Source organism: Massilia niabensis, from assembly GCF_042655085.1.
Classification (GTDB): domain Bacteria; phylum Pseudomonadota; class Gammaproteobacteria; order Burkholderiales; family Burkholderiaceae_D; genus Telluria; species Telluria niabensis.
Genome location: NZ_JBHSMU010000009.1, coordinates 155,069 through 170,500, shown reverse-complemented (window position 1 = coordinate 170,500; position 15,432 = coordinate 155,069). Strand labels below are relative to the sequence as shown.

The window sequence follows — 15,432 nt, the reverse complement described above, 5'->3', positions numbered from 1 at the left end:
GACGGCCTGAATACTAGGAATTACTATGCACCGTAAAATCATCGATGTCTGGGTTGGATTGTTCGTCCTGCTGGGCGCTGCCGCCGTACTGTTCCTCGCGCTGCAGGCAGGAAACATGAGCTCGCTCTCGTTTGCCGAGACCTATGCCGTGACCGGAAAATTCGACAACATTGGTGGATTGAAGCCACAGGCGCCAGTCAAGAGCGCCGGTGTCGTAGTCGGCCGGGTAGGCGACATCAGTTTCGACGACAAGACCTATCAGGCGCTGGTGCGCCTTGACCTGGATCCAAGCTATAAATTCCCGAAAGATTCGTCGCTCAAGATCCTGACGGCAGGACTTCTGGGCGAGCAATACATTGGCATCGAACCGGGCGGCGAAACGGCTAATCTCGCCGACGGCGATCGCATTAACCGTACGCAATCGGCCACCGTGCTGGAAGACCTGATCAATCAGTTCATCTACAGCAAGGCGGCTGAAGGAAAGGAAGGCGAATGAAAAGCAAGAACATGAATACCGCCCAAGGCCGCACCGCGCATCGTACCGGCCTTGCACTGGCCGTTGCCGCCTGCGCCGTGCTGGCGGGCTGCGCCACACCAAGCAATCCGCAAGATCCGCTGGAAAAGTTTAACCGCGCAAGCTTCGCGTTCAACGACACGGTCGATCGTGTCGCCCTGAAACCGGCAGCCACCGCCTACCAAAAAGTGCTTCCCGGCTTTGCGCAGACTGGCGTGAGCAATTTCTTCGGTAACTTGTCGGATGCCTGGAGCTCGGTTAACAACCTGCTGCAAGGCAAGGGCGAAGCCGGCATGACCGATTTCACGCGTTTCGCGCTGAATTCGACCTTCGGCATCGCCGGCCTGCTCGACATCGCCTCGGAAGCCGGACTGCAGAAACACAACGAAGATTTTGGCCAGACGCTTGGCGTCTGGGGTGTTCCTTCGGGTCCCTTCTTGATGTTGCCGATATTGGGCCCATCTACGGTACGCGATACCGCTGCGTTGCCGGCTGACTTCGCGGGCGACATCTGGGCCTACAAGACCCCGGTCAACTGGCGCAACGTCGGCGCCGGCGTGCGTGTCGTCGACAAGCGCGCGGCACTGCTCGACGCCTCGAACCTGTTCGAAGAAGCAGCCCTCGACCGTTACGATTTCATCCGCGACGGTTACATGCAGCGTCGCGAGAGCCAGGTGCGCGACGGCGAGAGCCGGCGTTCGGACGATGCGCCGCAGGACGACACGAAAGATGCGCCGGCAGCAGCCAAGGATGCACCAGCGAACACGAAGGACACGCAAGTCGTGCCCGATCCAGCCGGCTCTGCCGAAACCCCGAGCAAGTAATACGAATAGTAAGAATTGTATGCAGATATGAAGTTGAGCTGTGCGCCGCTGGAAGCGGCGCATACTCCAACATTACCGCAAACGACAAGAAAAGAGAGCTCATGAAACCAATCGCCCATATCTTCGCCACTGCAGCCACCATCGCATTCGCCACCACCGTTCTCGTCGCCCCGGCGCGCGCGCAGAATGAAGCGCCGGACGCGCTCGTCAAGCGCATCAGCGCCGACGTCATCGAGACCGTCAAGGCCGACAAGGACATCCAGGCCGGCAACCGCAACCGCATCATGGAACTGGTCAACTCGAAGATCCTGCCGCACGTGGATGCCGAGAAAATGACCGCTCAGGCCGCCGGCCGCTTCTGGCGCCAGGCTACCCCGGAACAGCAAAAGCGCCTGTCGGAAGAATTCCGCACGCTGTTGGTGTACACCTACTCGGGCGCGCTGTCGCAGATCAAGAACGAAACCATCGAGTTCAAGCCGATGCGCGCTGACGCCGGCGCCACCGACGTCGAGGTGCGTTCGCAGGTGAACGTGGCCCGCGGCGAGCCGATCACCCTGAACTACCGCCTGGCCAAGGGCGCGCAGGGCTGGAAGATCTATGACATCAACGTGCTGGGCGCGTGGCTGGTCGAGACCTACAAGGGCACCTTCGCTGCCGAGATCAACAAGTCGGGCGTCGACGGCCTGATCGCCAAACTGGCCGAGCGCAACAAGCAGCTGGCGAACAAGCCGCTGAAGGCGCCGAAGTAAGCATGGCTGAAGCAAATCCGATGTTGTCGCTCGACGCCCTGACCTTCGACACCGCCCAGGCGGCGCTGGAGCAGGGCTGCCTGGCGATCCGCGCCGGCGAGACCGTGTTCGACCTCGGCGGCGTGCGCGCCGCCGACTCGTCGGGCGTGGCCCTGCTGCTCGCCTGGCAGCGCCGCGCGCGCGATGCGGGGCAAAAGCTCACGTTTATCAATGTTCCATGCAATATTGATGCGCTGACGCAGTTGTACGGGCTGGACGGGGTGCTGGCGCGCGGGTGATTGCCTGCCAATCGCATCCTGAAGCGCAAGGGACGTCGGGTGGGCGGCAAAGTCGCCCACCCGACGTCCCTTGCGTTTTTACATCTCCATCTTTCCGGCAAGCCACCAGCCTCTTGCATTCCCGATTTCCCCTATAATGGGTCGTTTCCCCGCTCGGTCCCCCCCGAAGAAGAATGACAGCGATCCAGATTAACAGCGTCGAGAAAAGCTACAAGGCCTTCAAGGCCCTGAAGGGCGTTTCCCTGACGATCGAGCAAGGCGAGTTCTTCGGCCTGCTCGGCCCCAACGGGGCCGGCAAAACCACCCTGATTTCCACCATTGCCGGGCTGATTCGCCCGGACGTCGGCAGCGTGGCAATCCATGGCCACGACGTCGTCACCGACTTTCGCGAAGCGCGCAAAAAGCTCGGCGTGGTGCCGCAGGAACTCGTGTTCGACCCGTTCTTCACCGTGCGCGAAACGCTGCGCCTGCAGTCGGGTTACTTCGGCATCAAGAACAACGACAAGTGGATCGACGAGGTCATGGACAACCTCGACCTGACCGACAAGGCCGACGTCAACATGCGTGCGCTCTCGGGCGGCATGAAGCGGCGCGTGCTGGTCGCCCAGGCGCTGGTGCACAAACCGCCCGTCATCGTGCTCGACGAGCCGACCGCCGGCGTCGACGTCGAACTGCGCCAGACCCTGTGGAAATTCATCTCGCGCCTGAACCGCGAAGGCGGACACACGGTCGTGCTCACCACCCACTACCTGGAAGAAGCGCAAGCCATGTGCCAGCGCGTGGCGATGCTCAAATCCGGCCAGGTGGTCGCGCTCGACACCATGAGCGCGCTGCTGCGCCGCGTATCGGGCTCGCAGCTGATCGTGCACCTGAAAAGCGGCGCGCTGCCGGAAGGCCTGCGCCACCTGGTGTCGCACGACGAGCACGGCAATGGTGCCGGCAATAAATACAGCCTGCGCGTAAACGACTATGCGGAAGTCGAGCCGATCCTGGCGCGCCTGCGCGAGAGCGGCGCCGTCATCGACGAGATGCAGCTGCAGCAGGCCGACCTCGAAGATATCTTCCTGCAAATTATGGATAGGGGTGCCCTGTGAGTGTCGTTTCCGTGGGTTTCCGCACCCTGTTTTTCAAAGAGATGCTGCGTTTCTGGAAGGTCGCCACGCAAACCATTGCCGCGCCGATCCTGACCGCCATGCTCTACCTGCTGATCTTCGGCCACGTGCTCGAGGGCAGGGTGGAGGTGTATCCGGGCGTCTCCTACACGGCCTTCCTGGTGCCCGGCCTGGTGATGATGAGCGTGCTGCAAAATGCCTTCGCCAACGCCTCCTCGTCGCTCATCCAGTCGAAAATCACGGGCAACCTGGTGTTCATCCTGCTGCCGCCGCTGTCGCACTGGGAAATCCTGCTCGCCTATGTGGCCGCCTCGGTCGTGCGCGGCGTGGTGGTGGGTGCCGGCGTGTTCGCCGTCACGGCCGCGTTTGCGCACCTGAGTTTTGCCGCACCCCTGTGGATCGTCGTGTTCGCGCTGCTGGGCGCGGCCATCCTCGGCACGCTGGGCGTGATCGCAGGCATCTGGGCCGATAAATTCGACCAGCTGGCCGCCTTCCAGAATTTCCTGATCGTGCCCGCCACTTTCCTGGCCGGTGTGTTCTATTCGATCCATTCGCTCCCAAGTTTCTGGCAGGCAGTCTCGCATTTCAACCCGTTCTTTTATATGATTGACGGATTCCGCCACGGATTCTTCGGCCAGTCCGACATTTCGCCTTGGACCAGCCTTGCCGTCGTCTCCGCGTTCTTCGTGGTGCTGGCGGTGGTGGCGATCAACTTGCTTCGGCACGGCTACAAGCTGCGCCACTGACTCATTAGGAATTATCGTGTCGACCACACCAGAACTGATCCACAGCTACATCGAAAACGGCCTGCAATGCACGCACTTGCAGGTCGAGGGCGATGGCCGTCACTTCTCGGCCCTGATCGTGTCGCCCGCCTTTGCCGGCAAGCGCCCGATCCAGCGCCACCAGCTGGTGTATGCGGCGCTCGGCGACCGCATGCGCGAAGAGATCCACGCGCTGTCGATGAAGACCCTGACGCCAGAAGAGTACGGAGGTTGAACATGGATAAACTGCAAATCGTTGGCGGCAAGCCCCTGAACGGCGAGATCGCGGTATCCGGCGCCAAGAACGCGGCGCTGCCGATCCTGTGCGCAGGCCTGCTTACTAGCGGCGACGTCGAACTGTCGAACGTGCCGCGCCTGCACGACGTGAAAACCATCCTGCGCCTGCTCGAGCAGACCGGCCTGAAGGTAGTGCAGGATGATGAAAACGTCACCCTGAACGGCGCGAATATCACCAGCCTCGAAGCGCCGTACGAGCTCGTAAAAACCATGCGCGCGTCGATCCTGGTGCTGGGCCCGCTGCTGGCGCGCTTCGGCGAAGCCAAGGTGTCCTTGCCGGGCGGCTGCGCGATCGGTTCGCGCCCGGTCGACCAACACATCAAGGGCCTGCGCCAGATGGGCGCCGAGATCACGATCGAAGGCGGCTACATCTACGCGAAAGCGAAAAAGCTCAAGGGTGCGCGCATCCTGACCGACATGATCACCGTCACCGGCACCGAAAACCTGCTGATGGCCGCGACCCTGGCCGAAGGCGAGACGATCCTGGAAAACGCCGCGCGCGAGCCGGAAGTGACCGACCTGGCCAACCTGCTGGTGGCGATGGGCGCGAAGATCGACGGTATCGGCACCGACCGCCTGGTGATCCAGGGCGTCAATGAACTGCACGGCGCGAAGCACGCCGTGATTTCCGACCGCATCGAGGCCGCGACTTTCCTGTGCGCGGTGGCGGCCACCGGCGGCGACATCCTGCTGACCAACACCCGCACCGACATTTTCGATGTCGCCCTGGACAAACTGCGCGAAGTCGGCCTGCAGCTCGAGGTAGGTACAAATCGCGGCACGAATACCATCCGCGCGCGCATGGATGCGCGCCCGCAGGCTGTGTCGTTCCGCACCACCGAATACCCGGGCTTCCCGACCGACATGCAGGCCCAGTTCATGGCGGTGAATACCATCGCCGCCGGCCCGAGCCGCGTGACCGAGACCATTTTCGAGAACCGCTTCATGCACGTGCAGGAGATGAACCGCCTCGGCGCTGCCATCTCGACCGAGGGGAATACCGCGTTCATCAAGGGTGTCGAGCGCCTGGTCGGCGCCCAGGTGATGGCAACCGACCTGCGCGCCTCGGCCTCGCTGGTGATCGCCGCCATGGCGGCGCAAGGCACCACCCTGATCGACCGCATCTATCACCTCGACCGCGGCTACGACCGCATGGAAGTGAAGCTGTCGAAGGTCGGTGCGGACATCGTGCGCATCAAGTAATGACTCAATTAGCGTAAACATGACCATCGCAACACAATCACCGGACGGGGGCCTGATCCTCGCGCTGTCGAAAGGCCGGATTTTCGAGGACACGCTGCCGCTGCTGGAAGCGGCCGGCATCACCGTGCTCGAAAACCCGGAGACCTCGCGCAAGCTCATCCTGCCGACCAACGACCCGGCCGTGCGCGTGCTGGTCGTGCGCGCCACCGACGTGCCGACCTATGTCCAGTACGGCGCGGCCGACTTCGGCGTGGCCGGCAAGGACGTGCTGCTCGAGCATGGCGGCGAGGGGCTGTACCAGCCGGTCGACCTGAACATCGCCGCCTGCCGCATGTCGGTGGCGGTGAACGCCGGCTTCGACTACGCCACCGCGGTGCGCCAGGGCGCGCGCCTGCGCGTGGCGACCAAGTTCGTGAATACCGCGCGCCAGCATTTTGCAGCAAAGGGCGTGCACGTCGACCTGATCAAGCTGTACGGCTCGATGGAGCTGGCGCCCCTGGTCGGGCTGTCGGACGCCATCGTCGACGTGGTCTCGACCGGCAACACCCTGCGCGCGAACAACCTGGTCGAAGTCGAAAAGATCATGGACATCTCGTCGCGCCTGGTCGTCAACCAGGCCGCATTGAAACTCAAGCGCGCACGCCTGCAACCGATTATCGAAGCCTTCGAACGGGCTTCCAGAACCCAAAGCTGAACCATGACCTTATCGATCCGCACCCTCGACTCCACCCACGACGGCTTTCATGCGCAGCTCCGTGCGCTGCTCGCCTTCGAGGCCGCGACCGACGATGCGATCGAGTCGAGCGTGGCGACCATCCTGCGCGAGGTGAAGGCGCGCGGCGACGCCGCGGTGCTGGAGTACACCAACCGTTTCGATCGCGTGAGTGCGCAGGGCATGGCCGCCTTCGACCTGTCGCAGGAAGAACTGCAGGCGGCACTGGATGGGCTTCCCGAAGCGCAACGTGCGGCCCTGCAAACGGCGGCCGAACGCATCCGCGTCTTCCACGAGCGCCAGAAGCAGGAACTGAACGGTTTTACCTATACCGAAGCGGACGGCACGGTGCTCGGCCAGCGCGTCACGCCGCTGGACCGCGTCGGCATCTACGTCCCCGGCGGGAAGGCTGCGTATCCGTCGTCGGTGCTGATGAACGCCATTCCCGCCCAAGTCGCGGGCGTGAAAGACATCGTCATGGTCGTGCCGACCCCGGACGGCGTGAAAAACCAGATGGTGCTGGCGGCCGCCGCAATTGCGGGCGTGACGCGCGTGATCACCATCGGCGGCGCGCAGGCAGTGGGCGCGCTGGCCTATGGCACCGAAACGATTCCGGCCGTCGACAAGATCGTCGGCCCCGGCAACGCCTATGTGGCCGCCGCCAAGCGCCGCGTGTTCGGCACCGTCGGCATCGACATGATCGCGGGCCCGTCCGAAATCCTGGTGCTGTGCGACGGCACCACCGACCCGGACTGGGTGGCGATGGACCTGTTCTCGCAGGCCGAGCACGACGAGCTGGCGCAGGCCATCTTGCTGTGCCCCGATGCGGACTACATCGCGCAGGTGGAGGCGAGCATCCACAAGCTGCTGCCAACCATGCCACGTGCCGAGACCATCACGACTTCGCTCACCGACCGTGGTGCACTGGTCAAGGTGCGCGACATGGCGGAGGCCTGCGCGATCGCCAACGACATCGCCGCCGAGCACCTCGAGATCTCGGCCGAGAACCCGCAGCAGTGGGCTGACCAGATCCGCCACGCCGGCGCCATGTTCCTCGGCCGCTTTTCGTCGGAGTCGCTGGGAGATTATTGCTGCGGCCCGAACCACGTGCTGCCGACCTCGCGCACGGCGCGCTTCTCCTCGCCGCTGGGCGTCTACGATTTCCAGAAGCGCTCGTCCATCATCCATGTGAGCGAAGCCGGCGCCCAGACCCTGGGCAAGGTAGCCGCCGAACTGGCCTATGGCGAAGGCCTGCAGGCCCACGCGCGTAGCGCAGAGTTACGCTTGAAGCAGTCATGACGGACTGGGTCAACCAGGTCTTCTGCGAGGATGCGCTGGCGGGACTGGCGCGCATCCCCGATGGCGCCGTTGACCTGATCCTGACCGACCCGCCCTACAACCTCGGCAAGGACTACGGCAACGGCTCCGACCAGCAAAGCATCGAAGCCTACCTCACCTGGACCGAAGGGTGGATCAATGCGGCGCTGCCCAAGCTGAAACCCAATGGCAGCCTCTACATCTTCCTCACCTGGCGCTTTGCGCCCGAGATCTTCGTGATGCTGAAAAAACGCATGACGATGATGAACGAGATCATCTGGGACCGGCGCGTACCCTCGATGGGCGGCAGCGTGCGCAGCTTCTCGTCGGTACACGACACGATCGGCTTTTTCGTGAACCGCAAGGATTACTATTTCGACCTCGACGCCGTGCGCATCCCGTACGACGAGGCGACTAAGAAGGCGCGTTCGCGGTCGATTTTCGTCGGCGCGAAATGGCTGGAGGTGGGCTATAACCCGAAGGATGTGTGGAGCGTGTCGCGCCTGCACCGCGAGCATCCGGAGCGTGCCGACCACCCCACGCAAAAGCCGCTCGAGATCATCGAGCGCATGATCAAGGCGTCCTGCCCGGCCGGCGGGGTCGTGCTCGACCCCTTCATGGGCAGCGGCACGACGGCCATTGCGGCGCGCAACACGGGCCGCCAGTACGCCGGTTTCGAGCTGAACCCGGAGTACTGCGCCATCATCGAGGCGCGCCTGGCCTCAAGCGCGCCGGCCCTCACCATCAAACAACGCAAGAGCATCGCGCGGGAAGCCAAGGCTGCGATCCGCGCGGCCAAGGCGGTAAGGTCCGCCACCAACGCCGCCACCGAGGAGGAAGCATGAGTTTTATCGAGAACCTGATCGCCAACGTCATCCGCGAGGATGTCCGCGCCAACGCCGCCTATGCGGTGGCGGACGGGAGCGGCTTCGTCCTGCTCGACCAGATGGAAAACCCGTACGAGCTGCCGCGCGCGTTGCGCGAAGAGCTGGGGCAGCGCCTGGCGGACGCGGTGCTGAACCGCTACCCGCGGGGCTCGTACGCGACGCTCAAGGCAAAAGTGTGCGACAAGCTCGGCATCCCGGCCGGCTACGACGTCATGCTCGGCAACGGGTCGGACGAGCTGATCCAGATCGTCACCACCACGGTCGCCAACCAGAAGCGGCGCGCCACCGTGCTGGCGCCGGTGCCGGCCTTTGTCATGTATTCGCGCGCGGCCCAGTTCGCAGGAGCGGACTTCGTCGGCGTGAAGCTGAAGAAAGACTTCTCGCTCGACATGGAAGCCATGCTGGCCGCGATTGCCCTGCACCAGCCTGCCGTCGTCTTCCTGGCCTACCCGAACAACCCGACCGGCAACCTGTTTGCCGTCGAGGACATCGAAGCGATCCTGCGCGCGCTGGGAGAAAACGGCATCGCCGTACTCGATGAAGCCTATCAGCCGTTCGCGCGCCAGACCTTCATGGACCGCCTGCCCGAGTTCGAGAACCTGGTGGTGATGCGCACGGTGTCGAAACTCGGCCTGGCAGGCATCCGCCTCGGCTACATGACGGCCGCGCCCCAGTTGCTCAACGAGTTCGAGAAGGTGCGCCCGCCGTACAACGTCAACGTGCTGACCCAGGTGGCGGCCGAATTCGTGCTCGACCACGTCGAGGTGCTCGATGCCCAGGCCGAGGCGATCAACGCCGAGCGCACGCTGCTGGCGGCCGAACTGGCGGCGCTGCCGGGGGTCGAAGTATTTCCGTCAGCGGCAAATTTCATCTCGATGCGCGTGCCCGACGGCGCCGCTGTCTGCGAGAAACTTATGTCCGAGAAGGTGCTGATTAAAAATTTGAGTAAAATGCATCCCATGCTGGCCAATTGCATTCGTGTCACGGTCAGTACGCCGGAAGAAAATTCCGCATTCCTGAATGGCCTGAAGGCAGCCCTCCAGCCTGGCGCCTGATTCGACGAGCATCTCTTTAATGACCAGCACCGTGACCCGCACCGCAGACATCACCCGCAACACCAACGAGACGCAGATCCGCGTCTCGCTCAATCTCGACGGTACCGGCCGCCAGAAACTGAATACCGGCGTCCCCTTCCTCGACCATATGCTCGACCAGATTGCCCGCCACGGCATGATCGACCTGGAAGTAGAGGCCGTGGGTGACCTGCACATCGATGCCCACCACACGGTCGAGGACACCGGCATTACCCTCGGCATGGCGATCGCGAAAGCCGTCGGCGACAAGAAGGGCATGACCCGCTACGGCCACTCGTATGTGCCGCTGGACGAAGCGCTGTCGCGCGTGGTCATCGATTTCTCGGGCCGCCCGGGCCTGGAAATGCACATCCCGTGGACGCGCGCGATGATCGGCAGCTTCGACGTCGACCTGACCGGCGAATTCTTCCGTGGCTTCGTGAACCACGCCGGCGTGACCCTGCACATCGACAACCTGCGCGGCGTGAATGCGCACCACCAGTGCGAGACGGTCTTCAAGGCCTTCGGGCGCGCGCTGCGCATGGCGACCGAGCTCGACGAGCGCGCCGCCGGCATCATCCCTTCCACCAAAGGCAGCCTGTAACCGCCATGACGAACAAGATTGTTGTGGTCGATGGTCTGGGCAACCTGCGCTCGGTGGCGCAGGCCTTGCGCGCCGCGGCGCCCGATGCCGACATCCTGGTCTCGAACAAGGCGGCAGACATCGACGCGGCCGACCGCATCGTGCTGCCGGGCCAGGGCGCCATGCGCGACTGCATGCGCAGCCTGCGTGAATCCGGCGCCGAGGAAGCCCTGCTGCGGGCCGTCAGGAACCGCCCGGTGATGGGCGTGTGCGTCGGCGAGCAGATGCTGTTCGACGAGAGCGAAGAGAACGACGGCACGCCAGGCCTGGGCCTGTTGCCCGGCAAGGTCGTCCGCTTCCAGCTGGACGGAAAAACCCAGGCCGACGGCTCGCGCTTCAAGGTGCCGCAAATGGGCTGGAACCGCGTGCGCCAGACGCGCGCGCATCCGCTCTGGGACGGCGTCGAGGACGGCAGCTACTTCTACTTCGTCCACAGTTATTATGTCGCGCCCGACATGGCAAGCGACACCATCGGCGAAGCCGATTACGGCGGCGCCTATACCTGCGCCGTTGCGCGCGAGAATATCGTCGCCACCCAGTTCCACCCCGAGAAAAGCGCCGCCGCAGGGCTGCGCCTGTATCACAATTTCATCCACTGGAATCCTTGACCCAACCGGGCGCTCCCGCGTTCACTCCACCGCCTACTTACCGACAACGACCATGCTGCTGATCCCCGCCATCGACCTGAAAGACGGTCACTGCGTTCGCCTGAAACAGGGCGATATGGACCTCGCCACCGTCTTCTCCGAAGACCCCGCCGAAATGGCCCTGCACTGGCTGAAGAAGGGCGCGCGCCGCCTGCACCTGGTCGACCTGAACGGGGCGTTCGCGGGTAAACCGAAGAACGAGCCGGCCATCAAGTCGATCCTCAAAATGGTGCAGGAGTTTGCCGAGGAAAACGGCATCGACGAGATCCCGGTGCAGCTGGGCGGCGGCATCCGCGACCTCGACACCATCGAGCGCTACCTCGACGACGGCATCAGCTACATCATCGTCGGCACCGCCGCGGTGAAGAACCCGGGCTTCCTGCACGACGCCTGCGGCGCCTTCCCCGGCTCGATCATCGTCGGCCTGGATGCGAAAGACGGCAAGGTCGCCACCGATGGCTGGAGCAAGATGAGCGGCCACGAAGTCATCGACCTGGCCCAGAAATTCGAGGGTTACGGCGTCGAATCGATCATCTACACCGACATCGGCCGCGACGGCATGATGGGCGGCGTGAACATCGAAGCGACCGTGCGCCTGGCGCAGGCCGTGCGCATCCCGATCATCGCTTCCGGCGGCCTGCACAACCTGGCCGACGTCGAGGCGCTGTGCGCGGTGCAGGACGAAGGCATCGAGGGCGTCATTTGCGGGCGCTCGATCTACGAAGGCACGCTCGACCTGGCCTCGGCCCAGTTGCGCGCCGACGAGCTGACCGAGGGCGAAGAAGCCTGAGGGCTTCAGCGGACTTCTATGCTTGCAAAACGCATTATCCCCTGCCTCGACGTGACGGGCGGGCGCGTCGTCAAGGGCGTCAATTTCACCGAACTGCGCGACGCCGGCGATCCGGTCGAGATCGCGCGCCGCTATGACGGCCAGGGCGCCGACGAGCTCACCTTCCTCGACATTACGGCATCCTCCGACGGCCGCGACCTGATCCTGCCGATCATCGAACAGGTCGCCTCCACGGTCTTCATTCCGCTGACCGTGGGCGGCGGCGTGCGCAAGGTCGAAGACGTGCGGCGTCTCCTGAATGCCGGTGCCGACAAGGTCAGCATGAATACCTCGGCCGTGCAGAACCCGCAGCTGGTGTTCGAAGCATCGCAAAAGCACGGCGCCCAGTGCATCGTGGTGGCGATCGACGCCAAGCAGGTCGCGCCCGGCAGATGGGAAGTCTTCACCCACGGCGGACGCAATGCCACCGGGCTCGATGCGGTCGAGTGGGCCGTCCGGCTCGAACAGCTCGGCGCCGGCGAACTGCTGCTCACCAGCATGGACCGCGACGGCACCAAGTCCGGTTTCGACCTCGGCCTGACGCGCGCCGTGTCGGATGCGGTCGGCATTTCCGTGATCGCCTCGGGCGGCGTCGGCGGCTTGCAAGACCTGGCCGACGGCGTGCTGGAAGGGCATGCTGATGCGGTACTGGCCGCCTCCATCTTCCACTACGGGCAGCACACGGTCGGCGAGGCGAAGCGCTTCATGGCCGGCCTCGGCATCCCGATGCGCCTGGAGTAACTGATGCCAAATTCGACAACAAGCGCGGCGGCGAACGCCAAGTGGCTGAAAAAGGTCCGCTGGGACGAAAACGGCCTGGTGCCGGTAATTGCCCAGGAAGCCGCCACCGGCGAGATCCTCATGTTCGCCTGGATGAACCGCGACGCACTGGCACGCACCGTCGAGACGGGCGAAGCCGTCTACTGGAGCCGCTCGCGTAAAAAACTCTGGCACAAGGGCGAAGAATCGGGCCATACCCAGAAGGTGCTGGAAATGCGCCTCGACTGCGACGAAGACGTGGTCCTGCTCAAGATCGAGCAGGCTGGGGGCATCGCCTGCCACACCGGCCGCCACTCCTGCTTCTTCCAGAAATTCGACGGCGACGACTGGCAGGCGGTGGAACCCGTGCTGCAGGACCCGGAAACGATTTACACGAACAAAAAGAAACCATCATGAGCACGACCCTGGCCCGCCTGGCCCAAGTCATCGAATCGCGCAAGCCGGAAAACGGCGGCGACCCGGCCACGTCCTATGTCGCGAAACTGTTCGCCAAGGGCGACGACGCGATCCTCAAGAAGATCGGCGAGGAAGCGGTCGAGACCGTGATGGCCGCCAAGGATGCCCGCGTCTCGGGCGATGCGACGAAGCTGTTGTACGAATGCGCCGACCTGTGGTTCCATTCGCTGGTAATGCTGGCCAAGTTCGACCTCACGCCGCAGCAGGTGCTCGACGAACTGGCACGGCGCGAGGGAATTTCCGGCCTGGAAGAAAAGGCCGCCCGCAAGGACGAGTAAGTCTGGTGGCCGTCATCGCGGCGTCATCGTTCGCATGTAATATGAATACAACCGACTTCGCTGGAGGCAACATGGATAACTGCATTTTCTGCAAGATCGTCGCGAAGCAGATCCCGGCCGCCGTCGTCTATGAAGACGACGACCTGCTGGCGTTCAAGGACATCAACCCGGCCGCACCCGTGCACCTGCTGGTGATCCCGAAGCAGCACGTGAGCACGCTGTCGGACGTGAGCGACGAGCACACGGCCGTGCTCGGCAAGATGCTGGCGCTGGCGCCGAAGCTGGCGGCTGAACATGGGGTGGCCGTGACGACAGACGCCCAGGGCAAGCGCAGCGGCGGTTTTAAAACCTTGATCAATACCGGACCAAACGGCGGGCAGGAGGTGTATCACTTGCACCTGCATATGTATGGCGGTCCGCGCCCCTGGCGCGGCCTGGGTACCTGAAGGTCCGGATACGATCCGACAACATTCTGAACCGGCCACGGATGCGCTGCATCGCTTATACTGGCACGGTACGCTTCACTGATTCGGGCGCGAGCGCCCACCGAGGAGATCATCATGGGTTCAATGAGCATTTGGCACTGGGTAATCGTGCTGGTCGTCGTGGTGCTGCTGTTCGGCACCAAAAAGCTGGGTAATGTCGGTTCCGACATCGGCAAGGCCGTCAAGGGCTTCAAGGATGGCGTGAAGGGCGAGGAAGAGAAATCGGCTGCCAATCCAGGCACGACGACCCACCCGACCCAGCAGGTAGCGGACAAGTCGACGATCGACGTCGAAACCCGCGAAAAGCACCGTTCGTAATCCCGCAGTCGCTCCATGATCGACCTGGGACTGTCGAAGATCGCCATCATCGGTGTGGTGGCGCTGATCGTGATCGGCCCTGAAAAGCTGCCGAAAGTGGCCCGCATGGCCGGCACGCTCTATGGCCGCGCCCAGCGCTACCTGCACGACGTCAAGTCCGAGGTCAGCCGGGAGATCGAGCTCGACGAATTGCGCAACCTCTCCAAGGAGGTGCACGATACCGCGACCGAGTTCCAGTCCGACATCGAGCACCACCTGTCGAGCAGCATCAAGGACGTGGAGTCGGCCTGGCACGGCGACATCCAGCCTTCCGCGCCGGCCCCCGCCGCCAGCCTGGGCGACCTCGAGCGCAAGGCAAAAGACTTCCGCCGCAAGAAACTGGTGCGTTCGTCGGCCATTCCTGCGTGGTACAAGAACCGCCACGGCGGCAAGACCCGGGTATTGTCGGGCGCCGCGCGCGTGCGCAAGTTCCGACCGGGCGTCAAATCTAACTCTTCATTCTTCTAATGACCGACGAAGCGCCAGTCGAAGAAACCTTCATCTCCCACCTCATCGAACTGCGCGACCGCCTGGTCAAGGCCATCATCGGGGTGGCCATCGTCTGCATCGGGTTGATGATCTGGCCGGGACCGAAGGAGGTGTACGACTTCCTCGCCACCCCGATGCTGCAGTCGCTGCCGCCCGGGGCGACGATGATTGCGACCGGCATCGTTTCGCCCTTCCTGGTGCCGATGAAGGTCACGCTCATGTTCGCACTGATCGTGGCGCTGCCCTGGGTGTTCTACCAGCTGTGGGCGTTCGTGGCCCCCGGCCTGTACCAGCACGAAAAGCGCCTGGTGCTGCCGCTGGTGATCTCGTCCTCGTTCCTGTTCATCGCCGGCGTCGCGTTCTGCTACTTCCTCGTGTTCGGGCGCGTGTTCCACTTCATCGCCGAATTCGCCCCATCTTCCATCGCGGTGATGCCCGACATCGAGAACTACCTCGATTTCGTCATGTCGATGTGCCTGGCCTTCGGCGCCACCTTCGAAGTGCCGGTGGTGGTCATCATCTTGGTCCGCATGGGCATCGTCAGCATCGAGAAGCTCAAGGAAATCCGTCCCTACCTGATCGTCGGCGCCTTCGTCATCGCCGCCATCGTCACGCCGCCGGACGTGGTCAGCCAGCTGGCGCTCGCCATTCCGATGTGCCTGCTATTCGAGCTGGGCCTGCTGGTCGCGCCGCTGTTCGTGAGAATGACGCAGGCGCCTGAAGAGCCGGCCTGATCGG

22 protein-coding genes are annotated in these 15,432 nt (G+C 63.5%); all 22 read left to right on the top strand.

Annotation, left to right across the window (positions count from 1 at the left end; all coding sequences use genetic code 11):
- Positions 1 to 25: 25 nt before the first annotated feature.
- The 22 genes from mlaD to tatC all read left to right on the top strand — a co-directional run bounded on the left by mlaD (position 26) and on the right by tatC (position 15,428).
- On the top strand, positions 26 to 496 hold the full coding sequence (gene mlaD, locus ACFPN5_RS08890) for an outer membrane lipid asymmetry maintenance protein MlaD (RefSeq protein WP_379782249.1): 471 nt from the start codon (positions 26 to 28) through the stop codon (positions 494 to 496).
- Entirely contained in the window at positions 493 to 1,338 is an 846-nt protein-coding gene (locus tag ACFPN5_RS08885) for an MlaA family lipoprotein (protein ID WP_379782246.1), read from the top strand. Before mlaD ends, ACFPN5_RS08885 begins: the two co-directional genes overlap by 4 nt.
- Positions 1,339 to 1,439: 101 nt before the next feature.
- A complete protein-coding gene (locus ACFPN5_RS08880) occupies positions 1,440 to 2,087 on the top strand; it encodes an MlaC/ttg2D family ABC transporter substrate-binding protein (RefSeq protein WP_379782244.1) in 648 nt (215 codons plus the stop codon).
- Between the two features lie 2 nt (positions 2,088 to 2,089).
- Positions 2,090 to 2,365 (top strand): STAS domain-containing protein, encoded by a 276-nt coding sequence (locus ACFPN5_RS08875; protein WP_379782242.1) that lies wholly within the window; start codon positions 2,090 to 2,092, stop codon positions 2,363 to 2,365.
- Positions 2,366 to 2,538: 173 nt separating this feature from the next.
- Positions 2,539 to 3,459 carry an ABC transporter ATP-binding protein gene (locus tag ACFPN5_RS08870; protein WP_379782240.1) on the top strand — a complete coding sequence of 307 codons (921 nt, stop codon included), beginning with the start codon at positions 2,539 to 2,541 and terminating at the stop codon, positions 3,457 to 3,459.
- The gene (locus ACFPN5_RS08865; protein WP_379782238.1) at positions 3,456 to 4,223 is read left to right on the top strand and encodes an ABC transporter permease; all 768 of its coding nucleotides are present in this window, start codon (positions 3,456 to 3,458) and stop codon (positions 4,221 to 4,223) included. Before ACFPN5_RS08870 ends, ACFPN5_RS08865 begins: the two co-directional genes overlap by 4 nt.
- A gap of 16 nt (positions 4,224 to 4,239) precedes the next feature.
- Positions 4,240 to 4,476 (top strand): BolA family protein, encoded by a 237-nt coding sequence (locus ACFPN5_RS08860; RefSeq protein ID WP_056341013.1) that lies wholly within the window; start codon positions 4,240 to 4,242, stop codon positions 4,474 to 4,476.
- 2 nt (positions 4,477 to 4,478) lie between these two features.
- Positions 4,479 to 5,741, top strand: a complete 1,263-nt coding sequence (gene murA / locus ACFPN5_RS08855; protein WP_379782236.1) for a UDP-N-acetylglucosamine 1-carboxyvinyltransferase — start codon at positions 4,479 to 4,481, stop codon at positions 5,739 to 5,741.
- A 19-nt stretch (positions 5,742 to 5,760) separates the two neighbouring features.
- Entirely contained in the window at positions 5,761 to 6,435 is a 675-nt protein-coding gene (hisG, locus tag ACFPN5_RS08850) for an ATP phosphoribosyltransferase (protein ID WP_379782234.1), read from the top strand.
- Positions 6,436 to 6,438: 3 nt separating this feature from the next.
- Positions 6,439 to 7,752, top strand: a complete 1,314-nt coding sequence (gene hisD / locus ACFPN5_RS08845; RefSeq protein ID WP_379782232.1) for a histidinol dehydrogenase — start codon at positions 6,439 to 6,441, stop codon at positions 7,750 to 7,752.
- Positions 7,749 to 8,615, top strand: a complete 867-nt coding sequence (locus tag ACFPN5_RS08840) for a DNA-methyltransferase (protein WP_379782230.1) — start codon at positions 7,749 to 7,751, stop codon at positions 8,613 to 8,615. The genes hisD and ACFPN5_RS08840 overlap by 4 nt, the downstream gene beginning before the upstream one ends.
- Positions 8,612 to 9,712: a histidinol-phosphate transaminase gene (gene hisC, locus ACFPN5_RS08835; RefSeq protein ID WP_379782228.1), complete on the top strand. Its 1,101-nt coding sequence runs from the start codon at positions 8,612 to 8,614 to the stop codon at positions 9,710 to 9,712. Before ACFPN5_RS08840 ends, hisC begins: the two co-directional genes overlap by 4 nt.
- 19 nt (positions 9,713 to 9,731) lie before the next feature.
- On the top strand, positions 9,732 to 10,334 hold the full coding sequence (hisB, locus tag ACFPN5_RS08830) for an imidazoleglycerol-phosphate dehydratase HisB (protein ID WP_379782226.1): 603 nt from the start codon (positions 9,732 to 9,734) through the stop codon (positions 10,332 to 10,334).
- Positions 10,335 to 10,339: 5 nt separating this feature from the next.
- A complete protein-coding gene (hisH, locus tag ACFPN5_RS08825; RefSeq protein WP_379782224.1) occupies positions 10,340 to 10,981 on the top strand; it encodes an imidazole glycerol phosphate synthase subunit HisH in 642 nt (213 codons plus the stop codon).
- 52 nt (positions 10,982 to 11,033) lie between these two features.
- On the top strand, positions 11,034 to 11,810 hold the full coding sequence (gene hisA / locus ACFPN5_RS08820; protein WP_379782222.1) for a 1-(5-phosphoribosyl)-5-[(5-phosphoribosylamino)methylideneamino]imidazole-4-carboxamide isomerase: 777 nt from the start codon (positions 11,034 to 11,036) through the stop codon (positions 11,808 to 11,810).
- A gap of 18 nt (positions 11,811 to 11,828) precedes the next feature.
- Positions 11,829 to 12,590, top strand: a complete 762-nt coding sequence (gene hisF / locus ACFPN5_RS08815) for an imidazole glycerol phosphate synthase subunit HisF (protein WP_379782220.1) — start codon at positions 11,829 to 11,831, stop codon at positions 12,588 to 12,590.
- 3 nt (positions 12,591 to 12,593) lie between these two features.
- On the top strand, positions 12,594 to 13,025 hold the full coding sequence (gene hisI / locus ACFPN5_RS08810) for a phosphoribosyl-AMP cyclohydrolase (protein ID WP_379782218.1): 432 nt from the start codon (positions 12,594 to 12,596) through the stop codon (positions 13,023 to 13,025).
- The gene (locus tag ACFPN5_RS08805) at positions 13,022 to 13,363 is read left to right on the top strand and encodes a phosphoribosyl-ATP diphosphatase (protein WP_379782216.1); all 342 of its coding nucleotides are present in this window, start codon (positions 13,022 to 13,024) and stop codon (positions 13,361 to 13,363) included. The genes hisI and ACFPN5_RS08805 overlap by 4 nt, the downstream gene beginning before the upstream one ends.
- A 71-nt stretch (positions 13,364 to 13,434) precedes the next feature.
- On the top strand, positions 13,435 to 13,809 hold the full coding sequence (locus tag ACFPN5_RS08800; protein ID WP_379782214.1) for a histidine triad nucleotide-binding protein: 375 nt from the start codon (positions 13,435 to 13,437) through the stop codon (positions 13,807 to 13,809).
- A 114-nt stretch (positions 13,810 to 13,923) separates the two neighbouring features.
- Complete coding sequence (gene tatA / locus ACFPN5_RS08795; protein ID WP_379782212.1) at positions 13,924 to 14,166, top strand: Sec-independent protein translocase subunit TatA; 243 nt, start codon at positions 13,924 to 13,926, stop codon at positions 14,164 to 14,166.
- Positions 14,167 to 14,181: 15 nt separating this feature from the next.
- Positions 14,182 to 14,673 carry a Sec-independent protein translocase protein TatB gene (gene tatB, locus ACFPN5_RS08790; protein WP_379782210.1) on the top strand — a complete coding sequence of 164 codons (492 nt, stop codon included), beginning with the start codon at positions 14,182 to 14,184 and terminating at the stop codon, positions 14,671 to 14,673.
- Entirely contained in the window at positions 14,673 to 15,428 is a 756-nt protein-coding gene (gene tatC / locus ACFPN5_RS08785; RefSeq protein ID WP_379782208.1) for a twin-arginine translocase subunit TatC, read from the top strand. The genes tatB and tatC overlap by 1 nt, the downstream gene beginning before the upstream one ends.
- The last annotated feature ends 4 nt before the right edge of the window (positions 15,429 to 15,432 follow it).